Genomic DNA, 13,085 nt, shown 5'->3' on the forward strand with positions numbered 1-13,085 from the left:
CGAGCCCTGCAGCCCTCCTGTGGGAGCGAGCCTGCTCGCGAAGAGGGCCTTGCATTCAACATCCCTGGCGACTGACCCGGCGCCTTCGCGAGCAGGCTCGCTCCCACAGGTTATGCAGGCCGTCATACCGCCGTCTCCTGAGCGCCGGTCTTGCCAAAGCGCCGACCGAGACGATCGAAATACAGGTAGATCACAGGCGTAGTGAACAGGGTCAAAACCTGGCTCAGCAACAGACCGCCGACCATCACCAGGCCCAGCGGCTGGCGCAGTTCCGCGCCGGAACCGGTGGCCAGCATCAACGGCACGGCACCGAACAGCGCGGCCAGGGTCGTCATCAGGATCGGTCGGAAACGCAGCAAGGCGGCCTGATAGATCGCCGTTTGCGGGTCCATGCCCTGGTTGCGCTCGGCGTCGAGGGCGAAGTCGATCATCATGATCGCGTTCTTCTTGACGATGCCGATCAGCAGAATGATGCCGATGATCGCGATCATGCCCAGGTCGTTGCCGCTGAGGATCAACGCCAGCAAGGCGCCCACCGCCGCCGACGGCAAGGTCGAGAGAATGGTGATCGGGTGGATGTAGCTCTCGTAGAGCACGCCCAGCACGATGTACATGGTCACCACCGCCGCCAGGATCAGCAGCAAGGTGCTCGACAACGAAGCCTGGAACGCCTGCGCCGCACCCTGGAACTGGGTCTGCACGCCAATCGGCATGCCGATGTCCTTCTGCACCTGCTCGATGATCTCGACCGCATGCCCCAGTGCCACGCCGGGCGCGAGGTTGAAGGACATCATCACCGCCGGGAACTGGCCGATGTGGGTGATCGCCAGTTGCGCCTGACGCTCCTCAATGTGCGCCAGGCTGGACAGGCGCACCTGCCCGCCATCGGTGGTCTTGACGTGAATCTGGTTCAACGCATCCGGGCCGATCTTCTCGCCGGACTGCGATTGCAGGACCACGCGGTACTGGCTCGCCTGGGTGTAGATCGTGGAAATCTGCCGCTGGCCGAAGGCGTCGTACAGCGCATCGGTGATGTTCGACACCGACACCCCGACCCGCGACGCCGCATCGCGGTCGATCACCAGATAAACCTGCAAGCCCTTGTCCTGCAGATCGCTGGCCACGTCAGTCAATTCCGGGCGGTCGGCCAAGGCCTCCACCAGGCGACCGCTCCACAGGCTCAGCAGCTCCGAGTCCGGCGACGACATGCTGAACTGGTACTGCGTGCGGCTGACCCGGTCCTCGATGGTCAGGTCCTGCACCGGCTGCATGTACAGACGGATACCGACCAGCTTGTCCAGCTCAGGTTGCAGGCGAGCAATCACTTGCGTTGCACTCAGGTCACGGTCGTGGTGCGACTTGAGGTTGATCAGCAAACGACCGCTGTTGAGCGTTGAGTTGTCGCCGTCCACGCCAATGTAGGAGGACAGGCTCTCGACCGCCGGGTCGGCCAGAATCACCTTGGCCAGCTCCTGCTGACGCTCGCTCATGGCGGCGAAGGAAATCGATTGCGGCGCTTCGGAAATACCCTGGATAACCCCGGTGTCCTGCACCGGGAAAAAGCCCTTGGGCACCACCATGTAGAGGAATACCGTCAGCGCCAGAGTGCCAATGGCCACCATCAAGGTCAGGGGCTGGTGCTTGAGCACCCACTGCAACTTGCGTCCGTAAGCGGCAATCATCCAGTCGATGAACGCACCGCTGGCGCGATAGAAACGCCCCTGCTCGGCTTCCTTGGGTTCCCGCTTGAGCAACCGCGCGCACATCATCGGCGTCAGCGTCAGGGAAACCACCAGGGAAATCAGGATCGCCACCGCGAGTGTGATGGCGAACTCGCGGAACAAGCGCCCGACCACGTCCGCCATGAACAGCAGCGGGATCAGCACGGCGATCAGCGACAACGTCAGGGAAATCAGGGTGAAACCGATCTGTTTGGCGCCCTTGAGCGCCGCGTTCAGCGGGCTGTCGCCCTCCTCGATGAAGCGCGCAATGTTCTCCAGCATGACGATCGCATCGTCCACCACGAAACCGGTGGCGATGGTCAGGGCCATCAGGGTCAGGTTGTTGACCGAGAACCCGGCCAGGTACATCACGCCGAACGTGCCGATCAGCGACAGTGGCACGGCCACCGACGGAATGATCGTGGCGCTGGCGCGACGCAGGAACAGGAAAGTGACCATGACCACCAGGGCGATAGCGATCAGCAATTCGTGCTGCACGTCCTTGACCGAGGCGCGGATGGTCTGGGTGCGGTCGGTCAGCACCACCACGTCGAGGCCGGCCGGCAGGTTGTCGGTGATGCTCGGCAGCAAGGCCTTGATCCGGTCCACCACCTCGATCACGTTGGCACCCGGCTGACGCTGGATGTTCAGCAGTACGGCCTGGTTCTCGTTGGCCCATGCCGCGAGGCGTTCGTTCTCGGCGCCGTCGACGATTTCCGCCACGTCCTTGAGCCGCAGCGGCGCGCCGTTGGCATAGGCCAGGATCAGGTTGGCGTAGTCCTTGGGCGAGGTCAGTTGATCGTTGGCATCGAGCATCGAGACCCGGGTCGGGCCGTCGAAGTTGCCCTTGGGCTGGTTGACGTTGGAGGCGCCGATCAGGGTGCGCACGTCCGACAGGTTCAAGCCATTGGCCGCCAGGGCCTCCGGGTTGACCTTGATCCGCACGGCCTGGCGTTGACCACCGGCGATGCTGACCATGCCGACGCCGCTGATCTGGGCGATTTTCTGCGCCATGCGCGTATCGACCAGATCGTTGAGCTTGGGCAGCAGCATGGTCTTGGAGGTAATGGCCAGGGTCAGCACCGGCGTGTCGGCCGGGTTGACCTTGTTGTACACCGGCGGTGCCGGCAGGTCCTTGGGCAGCAGGTTGGTGGCCGCGTTGATCGCCGCCTGCACCTGTTGCTCGGCCACGTCCATGTTGATGTCGAGGCTGAACCGCAACGTCAGTACCGACGCGCCGCCGGAACTGGTGGACGCCATTTGTGTCAGGCCGGGCATCTGCCCGAACTGCCGTTCAAGCGGCGCGGTCACCGCGCTGGTCATGACATCCGGACTGGCGCCGGGGTACAGGGTCATGACACGAATGGTCGGATAATCGACCTGGGGCAGCGCCGACACCGGCAGCAACCGATAGGCAATCACGCCGGCCAGGATAATCGCCAGCATGCTCAGCGTGGTGGCTACCGGGCGAAGGATGAACAGCCGCGAGAGATTCATGCGCCGCCCTTTTTCGCCTTGTCGGTGGTCGCGGGCTCAGCCGCGTTGACCGCCGACTTGCCTTGCAGGTGTTCGGTTGGCGTGGTCGGCACGTCCTGGCTGTCGTTGACCACCTCCACGTCGCTGCCGTCCTTCAGACGGTCAGTGCCTTCCAGTACGACCCGCTCGCCCGCGGACAGGCCTTCGGTGACCACGGTGTTCAGGCCGTCACTGGCGCCGACTTTCAACTGACGGATCTTGACCTTCTTGTCACCGTCCAGGACATAGGCGAACGTGCCGTTGGTGCCGAACTGGATCGCGGCGGACGGTGCGAGCACTACGTTTTTGAGGGTGTCGGCCAGCAGGCGCACATTGACGAACTGGTTGGGGAACAGCGACTGATCGCGGTTCTCGTAACGGGCCTTGAATTTCAGGGTGCCGGTGGTGACGTCGATCTGGTTGTCCAGGCTCTGCAGTACCCCAGTGGCCTGCAACTTGGTATCGCCGCGATCCCAGGCTTCAGCCGGCAATTGGGCACCGCTGCGATAACGGGCGAGCACGGTGTCGAGGCTGTTTTCCGGGAGGGTGAAGGCCACGCTGATCGGTTGGGTCTGGGTGATGATCGCCAAGGCGGTGGTGTCGTTGGCCGCCACCAGGTTGCCGACGTCCAGTTGACGCAGGCCCACGCGACCGGTGATGGGTGCGCGGATCCGGGTAAATTCAAGGTTGAGCCTGGCATCGTTGACCGCTGCCTGATTGGTCTTGACCGTGCCCTGGAACTGACCGACCAGCGCTTCGGCGGTGTCCAGGGTCTGCTTGGCAATACTGTCTTCGCGGTACAGGCCGCGATAACGCTCGACATCGACCTGGGCGTTTTTCAGTTGCGCCTGATTCTGCAGCAAGGTGCCTTCGGCCTGAAGCAAGGCGTTCTGGTAAGGGCGCGGGTCGATTTCGGCCAGCAGGTCGCCGGCCTTGACCATCTGCCCTTCTTCGAAAAAGATCTTGACCAGTTCACCGCCGACGCGGCTGCGGACGTTGATGGTGTTCAGCGCCGTGACCGTGCCCAGCGCCTTGAAATACAGAGGGAAGTCACCGGTGACGGCCGGAGCCACGCGCACCGGTACCGGCCCTGAGGCACCGCCGAACCCCGGACGCATGCCCCCCGATCGACCGGTATGCCCGGCAACGGCTTTCTGCCCCGCGGCCTCTTTGGGTGCAGCGCTGCCAGGCCAGAATTTCCAGCACAGGGCGGCGATGACCAACAGGACAAGCAGGCCGAACAGCCAGCGACGGGGACTACGGGAAGCGGAGGATTGCATTGAGTGATCAACCATTGGGCGCGTGGGCTTTTTTACATGAGGCTGAACGATAAGCACTGGCGGGTTTTAAGCAAAGCGCCTTTACCGGCAATTTACTTTCGGCTTACGTAACAGGAGTTTTGTGTAAGACACTGAAGCACAAATGAAAACGGCCTGGACAGGGCCAGGCCGTTAAACATTGTAAAGGTACGCTTATTTCAGAACAGCAAGTGCCGCTTCGTAGTTCGGCTCGTCAGCGATTTCGCCAACCAGCTCGCTGTGCAGCACATTGTCGTTTTCGTCCAGCACGACCACGGCACGGGCGGTCAGGCCTTTCAGCGGACCGTCAGCGATGGCCACGCCGTAGTTCTGGATGAACTCGGCGCCGCGCAGGGTCGACAGGTTCTGTACGTTTTCCAGGCCTTCGGCGCCGCAGAAGCGGGCCTGGGCGAACGGCAGGTCAGCGGAGATGCACAGCACAACGGTGTTGGCCACGTCGCTGGCCTGGGCGTTGAACTTGCGTACCGAGGTGGCGCAGGTCGGGGTGTCAACGCTTGGGAAGATGTTCAGCACTTTGCGCTTGCCGGCAAAGTCTTTGAGGGTAACGTCGGACAGATTGCCGGCAACCAGGGAAAAGGCTGGCGCCTTGGAACCGGCTTGTGGCAGTTGGCCGTTGACTTGAACCGGGTTGCCTTTAAGAGTGACTTGAGCCATGAACGGAGTCCTTCTGAACGTTGTGGTGGAGAATTTTGACGAGGCCGAAGTTAACCACGAAATTGTCCTGCGACCTACGGTCAAACATAAATTGTCATGTATCAGCGCACAAAACTGGATACAACCCATAACCCTGTGGGTGCGGGCTTGCTCCGGGCGGCGATCCGACGAAAGCGCAATGTCATGCAACATCGCTGGCGACTGATCTGACGTCATCGCGAGCAGGCTCGCTCCCACAGGGTTCGCTTGTTAGCCGAACAAGTCGGCAAAAGTACAGAGTACGCCCTCACCCGCCGCTTCCCGATGTTCATGACGAAAGGTACGCGACACGTCTTCGACTAAAACTTTTTTAGCACTCTGTCGAATTGCTCCACCGTCGTTCGACTATAAATCGAATCACTCAACTGCAACGGAGACGACACCATGCGATTCATGATCATCATCAAGGCCAGCCAGGATTCCGAAGCCGGCGTCATGCCCAGCCAGGAACTGCTGACCGCCATGGGCAACTACAACGAAGAACTGGTCAAGGCCGGCATCATGCTCGCGGGCGAAGGCCTGCATCCGAGCAGCAAGGGCGCTCGTGTAAAGTTTTCAGGTGACAAACGCTCGGTGATTGACGGCCCCTTCATCGAAACCAAGGAACTGATTGCCGGTTTCTGGTTGTGGAAAGTGAAGTCCAGGGAAGAAGCCATCGAATGGGTCAAGCGCTGCCCCAACCCGATGCCGGGCACCGAGGCCGAGATCGAGATTCGCCAGGTGTTTGAAGCCGAAGATTTTGGCGCCGAGTTCACTCCCGAATTGCGTGAGCAGGAAGAGCGGTTGTTCGGGCAAATCAAGAAGTGCTGAGCATGACGTACAGCGGATCAAACCCTGAATCATCCGGGAAAACCACGATGTAATCGGCGAACCGGGCTGTTGCTCCTTCGGCTGTGATGGGCTCGACAAGCGGTACGGTCAAAGACTGCACAAATCCCAAGCGACGCGTTGGGGGCTGTGCTGCGGGAGTCTGACGCACAAGGGGGACTGGGGTAGACCAGCAAACAGTGACGGGGGTGGTGCCATCAATGGTGAAACCAAAGGCGCCCCGTTGCTGATCAAACTGCGCCGCCCGCACTCTGACCTTGGCCGGCACGTTAGCGCTTGGGGTCGGAGTGATATAAACCTGCGCCAGTGTTTTCACCTCGCGCAAGCCCTGAAACATCGTTCCCGGTCTTGCGGGCACTGTAGTCGTCCCGATTCGGAAAGGAAGATCAATCTCGGACTCTTTCATCGCCAACGAAAGCCAATCCTGACCCTCGAGCGGCGTCAGTTCGACCAACGGAACACAGAGCCCGTAGACCTGAGTATCCGCACGGCTGGAAAACTCAAATTGCATCACGGCGGCGCACAGTGTCTCATCGCTCGGTTCGCCTGAAGTGTTCCTCCAGGTAAATTCGGCAACAACCGAACGAATGGCTGCCTGCAAATCAATCTGTTGGCTCAACTGCAAACCGGATGGACCACCCTCCAGTAAAACCTCGGGGCGCTTGTGGGCAAAGGCCAATGAGGCCGTGATCATGTAGCCCGGCTGACCAGGTTCGGCCCTCGCCAGCCGACGGGAACGAATCAATTGGTCCTGTGCCTTTATCAACAACGCCTCGACCTCGTCATGCAAAGATCGATGACGCTGGCTAAAAGCTGCCAATTGCCCGGTGTAGCGATCCTGCAATGCGTTGATCTGCTGAGCGAGACTTTGCCACTGCGCCTGTTCGGTACGTGCATAGGTCAGGTTACGCTGGGCATCATTTTTGGCGAACTGCACAGTCATTTTCCAGAATTCGAACTTCCTGACCGCGATCACCACTGAATGTTGAACATGTTCCAGTGCGCGGATATCTGCTTCTCGATCAGAAACCGTCTTGCTGCCATTTAGCTGGTCGCGCAGTTGCTGGATACCCTGCCCGAACAGACCAAACGCTTTTTCAACGGCTACTTCCGACGCTGCCACATCTGCAGCAATTTTTTGCACTTGCGCAAAGCTGCGTGCAAGAGGTGTCATCACTGGCGATGGTGCGGGTACGAAAACTGATTCTTCTTTGAACGCAGTACCTCCTTGATTGCGATGCCAGTCCTTGACGTAATCCACCACCGATTCGGGGCTGTTCGAGTTGAATTTTTCATTCGGGTAAAATAGCAGGTCAGCCCCCTTGGGATGACCGACAATCTGGTCGAAATGGTTGATAAGCCTGTCATGATCCTGCTTGGATAAATCCACAGCCCAGATCTTGTTGACCAGCGCCTGAAATTCCGATTCGGTGTAATCCTTGAGTGTGGCCTTAAGTTCCATCCTGGTTCTTCCTTGAGCCCTTGGGGCAAGCTGTCGTAGACAAGGGCACTTGCTCGATCAGGGGCAAGTGCCGGCAAGTGTTGATAGAAGGTTATTCTGGTTTGAAGCCGGGCTTGTTATTGGCTGCGCGCCATTCTTTGACTTCTTTCAGGATGCCTTCCGGACTGTCTTCCTGGCCTTCCTTTGGGTAAAAGATGACGTCTGAGCGTCCCGGGTGCTCAGTGACTGCCTCAAAATGCTCTAAGAGCCTGTCCCAATACTCTTCGAGCGCCCGTCCTTTTAAACCGCTTGTGTGATTAAAGAACTCACCCAAAAAAGACAGAAATTCCGCCTCGGTGTAGTCCTCTAGTTTCTCTTTAAAAAAAATCATAATGTTGTCCCTTATGCAGTTGAATATGACGCTTCGGGGTCATTACAAACAAGTCATCCAAGCCGTAAACAGCACCACCCTTTGCTATTTCAATTCGATGATGAAGTTCGAACGCCTTACGCCCCCCGACTTGATCAGTCCCCTTGGGAAATGGAGCCGAACCATTTCGCATTCTTTCGAGGTTACCTTTATAAAATTGCTCACTAAGTAATACGTCCGCCGCAACAGCCTTCCAAAACGCCTCCCTGAACCGGTGAAAATTGGCAAACTCAACCCCTCTCAACCGATCCGCAATACGCGAAGGTATAGGCGCCCCCTCTCCTCGCGCAGCTTCACCCAACCATCCCCCCGAAACCACCTGCCCCACCCCGGTTGCAACCCCCGGATCGTCCCGTCGATCACGAAACAAAGCGTCCGGCGAGGGCAGTTCCATATCCCCCGGATACCCCGGAATACTCGCACCAACTTCCCCTACATCAACAGCCGGAAATGTCTCGTTTTCCGGTAGGACGGGGATGGCCGGGCTACCGGGATAAATCAACGGATCGGTCGGTGTAATCGGCGATGTCGTCGACCCGATGTGTTCGCTGCTTGGCGGCACCACGGGTTTCCAGCTGCTGGCCGGAGGAATCGGCCAAGGAACAACCGCAGGGAGGATCCCGAGCCATCCTTCGGCAGCTTGCGGCGTCTTGATGCTGATTCTGTCGAGGTTGAAAGGATCAGACCAGAACTCCGAACGCTCCTGGTAACGCAGTTCGAATTCATGGCTTTCACCCACCCATGTGCTTTTCGGCGCGTAGGGGGCGAAACCTTGTTCGACGCGTTTTTTGTTCACCTCATCGAATGACGAGACAAGTGGGTGATGCTCTCCTATCGTTCGCCACAACGCTTCATCGAAGGCCTCGAACGATTTGAATTCGCGACCTCGGAACTGGTCTCCGACTTGAGTCGGGATAGCCGCACCCGCAGTCTGAGTCGCCGAATTCCACCATTCTTTTGTCGGCGGCTGACCTGTTCCTGTAACGACGCCTGTGCCCATAGGCGGGACGCCGAAAGACAGATAGATCGGCTCAAGGCCAGGCACGCAAACAATGCAATCCTGGATGCGCAGATCGACGCCTGACGGGATGTCTTGAGCCTGGGGCTCCATCACCGCCAACGGCGTCCGGCCAGGTATCGCAGCCTGGGAAGGGGTATCGGCAGTGAACAGCAGGTGCCGGGTTGGCGATCCAGGGACCTCGGCGGTGTAGAGCCCTGTCAGAGGGTCGAGTATTGCATTGACGACCGGAACCCGGGAATCGATCTCGCCGCCAGTACTGGCGATGACAATTGCAACACCTTCCGACATGGCTAAGGGCTTGAGCCGGTACTCTGCTTCTACCGAGCCGCGTTCGTCAGCAATCCCTTGCAGTTCCTGAGCGTCGTAAAGCTCCAATGTTCTCGCGGGTACACCGACGGCGTAGAACAAGCGATCTCGTTGCTCCGGAGTCAACTCACCGTTGCCCAGGACGGGTGACTCCAGCATCCCCGTAATGAACACCGGTCCTGTTTTTAGCGCGATGCGGCCGAGATCGATAAGACCTTTGATGCCAGCCTGAACTGCATTTTCGAGTACTGCTGCAACTTCCTGGGCAACAAGCAGGCCTTGTGGTGTCAACACCACACCGCCTGCGGCCAGCGCAGTGGCAGGTAACCTCAGTGTGTTGGCTTGCCTGACGCGCTCAATGCGCGTATCCGCATCTGCCTGTTGCTTGAAACGGATGCGTGCATCACGTTGCTCGGCAATCTGCCGAAGACGCTCCCAATGAGCTTCCCTTTCACGCCAGACAATGGTCTGTTCAGCATGATGACTGGCTAGCCTGTTTGACTTTTCGGTGAGCGAAGTAACTTGAGTGGATAGCAGCCGGGATTCATGGGCAGCTGTATAGGCGTTTTCCCAAGCCTGATAACCACTGTCGAGCGCATCGCCGAACTGGTCCAGTCGCACCAGAAAATCAGCTGGCGTACGCGTGAGAGGATCGTGCCCATCAAACGATCGGGCAGCGATATTCCTTGCATTGAGTTCCGATGTTTTGCGGGCGATCAGCCCATCTATTTCGTTTTTTTCTTTGCTGAGCAAATACAGTTGCCAGCGTTCGCTGCTCGAACCACTGTCAAGAGGTTGTCTTGCGCTCGATATCTCGTGTTCAAGTGATGACGATAGCTGAGCAGTCTTGGCCGCAAAGCCCTGGTCAATCTCAGCCCTCACGATGCCATGACGCTGGGCCTGCCCTGCAAGCAGTTGTTGCCGCGTCTGTACACGGGCCTGCTCCTGCGCCCGAGCTGCAGCGTCTGCTGCATCTTTGGCCGCCTTCTCTTTTCGCTCCTGTTTGGCCTTTTTCCTGAGCGCAATGGTCTTGGCGCCCGGGCCACCAAAATTGCCGGACGCGCCGACACGATTACCCCCGAAACCACCGCCTCCCCATGAACCACCACCGCCACCCGAAGCCGGCGGTCCGGACCTGATTACTACGTCTCCTGACGTCCCATCATTGAATGTTCGTTGTGCCATACAGTCTCTCCTTGTCTGTAAGGCACAGCTTGTCTACGTAGCAGCGATCAGGTGCGGTACATATTTATGGGATGCGGTCGGACTACGGGATCAATGAGCTATCTGATGGCTTGCAACCACTCTCAACGCAACGGCTCCTTTAGTTAATACTCCCAACTCGTTGTTTCGTATTAACTTCTTAGTACACAAAAATAAGGAGAATCCACACACAAAACGAAAGAATTAATCCATAGGACTGGCTAACCCGTGGTTAACTGCTAACTTCATCCGACGAGTCCTACAGGCTTGATCGGAAAGGGATTACGCAGTTACGGCCAAACATAACGGCCGCATGCCCAATCAGCCACCAAGGAACCGGGGGAATGATGTCAAAGAAATTGGGGAAGTACGCCTTCGTCTGGGTGACTTCACTCACGCCTGTTTTTTGTGCTCACGCCGATAACGCCGAGACGGCCAACAAAAGCAACAACCCGCTGAACCTGGCGCCCGGCGTCAACCTTCAGGACTACTACACCCCCAGGTTGTTCGACACCAACGCTCATACCAATGACGCGCTGCTGCGTGGCGCGTTGCCCATGGCGCCGAATGATTACATTGGCGTCCCGCAACTGTTGCGCGTCACCCTTCCCGTCAGCACCCGCCCCGATCCCCACAACGGTTACAGCACCGGCATCGGTGACCTGAACCTGTTCGATATTTTCCTGCTCAAGACTGAAGGCGTGCAGTTGGGCGTCGGCCCGCAAATTACCGCGCCGACCGCCGAGCAGGATGAGTTGGGAACCGGCAAATGGCAGGCCGGACTGTCCGCCATCGCCATCGACTCCTCGCCGCATGGACTCCTTGGCGCACTGGTGCAGTACCAGAGTTCGTTCGCCGGCGATCACGACCGTCCTCACGTCGAGTCCGCCACCTTCCAGCCGTTCATCATCCACAACCTGGAAAAAGGCTGGTACCTGCGCTCGACCGGCATCTGGACGTTCGACCTGAAGAACAACACTCACTACATTCCACTCGGTTTGGGTGGCGGCAAAGCCTGGAAGTCCGGGTCCAATATCCTCAATGCCTTTATCGAGCCACAGTGGACCGTTGACCGAAAAGGCGACGGCTTGCCGCAATTCACACTGTTCGCCGGGATCAATGTCACCTTCGGTAAATAAGGACTTTTGTATGCACGGTGCACTTCGCGCAGCCGGTTTCAGCCTGATGACAATGTTCGTCAGTTGTGGTGTGGGCGCCCAGGATCTCGATACACGTATCGGCAAAATTGCCATGCAAGGCGAACTACCGGCCCACGAATCGATCGCCAGGCTTTACGCCGAACTGGATTTCCAGCAGGCCACCCAAAGCTATCTGTGGGCGTTGCCGCTGGTGTCCTACGCCCAATGGCAGGAAGAGTTTCGCGACAAACTGGGTGCCCACAGCGGCGACCTGATGGTGCTCAACAGCTACGAAGACAAGCTAGGGGTGATCACGGCCAACGCCACCACACCTTACATCCTTGGCTTTGTCGACCTCAATGAAACCGGGCCACTGGTGATTGAGTTGCCACCGGGCCCGACCGCCGGTGGCGTGGGCGATTTCTGGCAGCGGGCGATCATCGACATGGGCCAGACAGGCCCGGACAAAGGCAAGGGAGGCAAATACCTGGTGCTGCCACCGGGTGCCGAGCCACCGGCCGATGCCGGCAAGTATTACCTGGCCAAATCGGAAACCATGAACGTGCTGGTCGGTTTCCGCGTACTCGATCCAGACCCGGCCAAGGGCAAGGCGCTGGTCGAGCAATTCAAGATGTACCCGTATGCCAAGCGTGCAGAACCGTCCAGGACCAGGTTGTTGTCCCCCGGCGGCAAAGCCTGGTCCGGTACCCAGCCTCGAGGCCTGGCGTATTGGGAGCGCTTGCACCAGATCATTCAGAAGGAGCCGGTCAACGAACGTGACCGTTTCTACATGGCCATGCTGGCCAGCCTGGGCATCGAGAAGGACAAGCCGTTCAATCCCGACGACAAGCAACGCGCTGCCCTGGAACAGGGTGCGCAGGTCGGCGAACTGATCGCCAAGGCCAACACCTTCGCCAAGCGTTTCCCCGACGCCCAGTACTGGCCGGATCGCCAATGGGACACCGTGCTGAACATCGCCGAGCCGTCCCAGCGTGTCGCCTATTACGACCAGCTGTGGGAGCGCAGTGCCTGGTTCTACGAGGCGGTGACCAACACCAAAGGCATGGTCTCGAAAACCCCGGGGCTGGGCCAGACCTACCTTGGCGCCTACACCGACAACCAGGGTAACTGGCTCGACGGCAGCAAGAACTATCGCCTGCACGTCGGCGCCAACCCTCCGGCCAAACAGTTCTGGTCGATGACCGTGTACGACATCGACAGCCGTTGCCTGATCGACAACCCGCAGCGCAAGGCCGACCTGTCGTCCCGGCAGAACCTGAAGAAAAACCCCGACGGTTCGGTGGATCTTTACTTCGGCCCGACGGCGCCGCAAGGCTTTGAAGACAACTGGGTGCAAACCCTGCCGGGCAAGCACTGGTTCAGCTACTTCCGCCTGTACGCCCCGACCGAGGCGTATTTCGACAAGAGCTGGAAACTCGACGACATCACGGCTGTGCAATGAAGGCCGA

9 protein-coding genes are annotated in these 13,085 nt (G+C 58.8%); 3 read left to right on the top strand and 6 right to left on the bottom strand.

What is annotated here, in order from left to right:
- Nucleotides 1-122: 122 nt before the first annotated feature.
- The 3 genes from CD175_RS07195 to tpx all read right to left on the bottom strand — a co-directional run bounded on the left by CD175_RS07195 (nt 123) and on the right by tpx (nt 5,209).
- Nucleotides 123-3,218 (bottom strand): MdtB/MuxB family multidrug efflux RND transporter permease subunit, encoded by a 3,096-nt coding sequence (locus CD175_RS07195; RefSeq protein WP_104448310.1) that lies wholly within the window; start codon nt 3,216-3,218, stop codon nt 123-125.
- A complete protein-coding gene (locus CD175_RS07200; RefSeq protein ID WP_104448311.1) occupies nt 3,215-4,531 on the bottom strand; it encodes an MdtA/MuxA family multidrug efflux RND transporter periplasmic adaptor subunit in 1,317 nt (438 codons plus the stop codon). Before CD175_RS07200 ends, CD175_RS07195 begins: the two co-directional genes overlap by 4 nt.
- A gap of 177 nt (nt 4,532-4,708) precedes the next feature.
- Nucleotides 4,709-5,209 carry a thiol peroxidase gene (tpx, locus tag CD175_RS07205; protein ID WP_007974363.1) on the bottom strand — a complete coding sequence of 167 codons (501 nt, stop codon included), beginning with the start codon at nt 5,207-5,209 and terminating at the stop codon, nt 4,709-4,711.
- A gap of 423 nt (nt 5,210-5,632) precedes the next feature.
- On the opposite strand from tpx, the gene CD175_RS07210 reads away from it, so the two are divergent.
- Complete coding sequence (locus CD175_RS07210) at nt 5,633-6,058, top strand: YciI family protein (protein WP_007979865.1); 426 nt, start codon at nt 5,633-5,635, stop codon at nt 6,056-6,058.
- Here CD175_RS07210 and CD175_RS07215 read toward each other — a convergent pair.
- The 3 genes from CD175_RS07215 to CD175_RS07225 form a co-directional block, all read right to left on the bottom strand.
- Nucleotides 6,045-7,538 carry a bacteriocin immunity protein gene (locus tag CD175_RS07215; protein WP_104448312.1) on the bottom strand — a complete coding sequence of 498 codons (1,494 nt, stop codon included), beginning with the start codon at nt 7,536-7,538 and terminating at the stop codon, nt 6,045-6,047. The genes CD175_RS07210 and CD175_RS07215 overlap by 14 nt on opposite strands.
- A 91-nt stretch (nt 7,539-7,629) precedes the next feature.
- Complete coding sequence (locus CD175_RS07220) at nt 7,630-7,908, bottom strand: bacteriocin immunity protein (RefSeq protein ID WP_007979869.1); 279 nt, start codon at nt 7,906-7,908, stop codon at nt 7,630-7,632.
- Entirely contained in the window at nt 7,895-10,459 is a 2,565-nt protein-coding gene (locus CD175_RS07225) for a pyocin-S2/colicin E7-DNase domain-containing protein (protein WP_104448313.1), read from the bottom strand. The genes CD175_RS07220 and CD175_RS07225 overlap by 14 nt, the downstream gene beginning before the upstream one ends.
- A 365-nt stretch (nt 10,460-10,824) precedes the next feature.
- On the opposite strand from CD175_RS07225, the gene CD175_RS07230 reads away from it, so the two are divergent.
- Complete coding sequence (locus CD175_RS07230; protein ID WP_104448836.1) at nt 10,825-11,616, top strand: hypothetical protein; 792 nt, start codon at nt 10,825-10,827, stop codon at nt 11,614-11,616.
- A 10-nt stretch (nt 11,617-11,626) separates the two neighbouring features.
- Nucleotides 11,627-13,078 (top strand): DUF1254 domain-containing protein, encoded by a 1,452-nt coding sequence (locus CD175_RS07235; RefSeq protein WP_104448314.1) that lies wholly within the window; start codon nt 11,627-11,629, stop codon nt 13,076-13,078.
- The last annotated feature ends 7 nt before the right edge of the window (nt 13,079-13,085 follow it).

It is taken from the genome of Pseudomonas laurylsulfatiphila (assembly GCF_002934665.1).
In the GTDB taxonomy this organism is placed as follows: Bacteria; Pseudomonadota; Gammaproteobacteria; order Pseudomonadales; family Pseudomonadaceae; genus Aquipseudomonas; species Aquipseudomonas laurylsulfatiphila.

Bases quoted from the DNA above. Each gene is read 5' to 3' on its own strand.
- CD175_RS07220 (WP_007979869.1), bottom strand. From the start codon at position 7,908: ATGATTTTTTTTAAAGAGAAACTAGAGGACTACACCGAGGCGGAATTT.
- tpx (WP_007974363.1), bottom strand. From the start codon at position 5,209: ATGGCTCAAGTCACTCTTAAAGGCAACCCGGTTCAAGTCAACGGCCAA.
- CD175_RS07195 (WP_104448310.1), bottom strand. From the start codon at position 3,218: ATGAATCTCTCGCGGCTGTTCATCCTTCGCCCGGTAGCCACCACGCTG.
- CD175_RS07225 (WP_104448313.1), bottom strand. From the start codon at position 10,459: ATGGCACAACGAACATTCAATGATGGGACGTCAGGAGACGTAGTAATC.
- CD175_RS07230 (WP_104448836.1), top strand. From the start codon at position 10,825: ATGTCAAAGAAATTGGGGAAGTACGCCTTCGTCTGGGTGACTTCACTC.
- CD175_RS07210 (WP_007979865.1), top strand. From the start codon at position 5,633: ATGCGATTCATGATCATCATCAAGGCCAGCCAGGATTCCGAAGCCGGC.
- CD175_RS07215 (WP_104448312.1), bottom strand. From the start codon at position 7,538: ATGGAACTTAAGGCCACACTCAAGGATTACACCGAATCGGAATTTCAG.
- CD175_RS07235 (WP_104448314.1), top strand. From the start codon at position 11,627: ATGCACGGTGCACTTCGCGCAGCCGGTTTCAGCCTGATGACAATGTTC.
- CD175_RS07200 (WP_104448311.1), bottom strand. From the start codon at position 4,531: ATGGTTGATCACTCAATGCAATCCTCCGCTTCCCGTAGTCCCCGTCGC.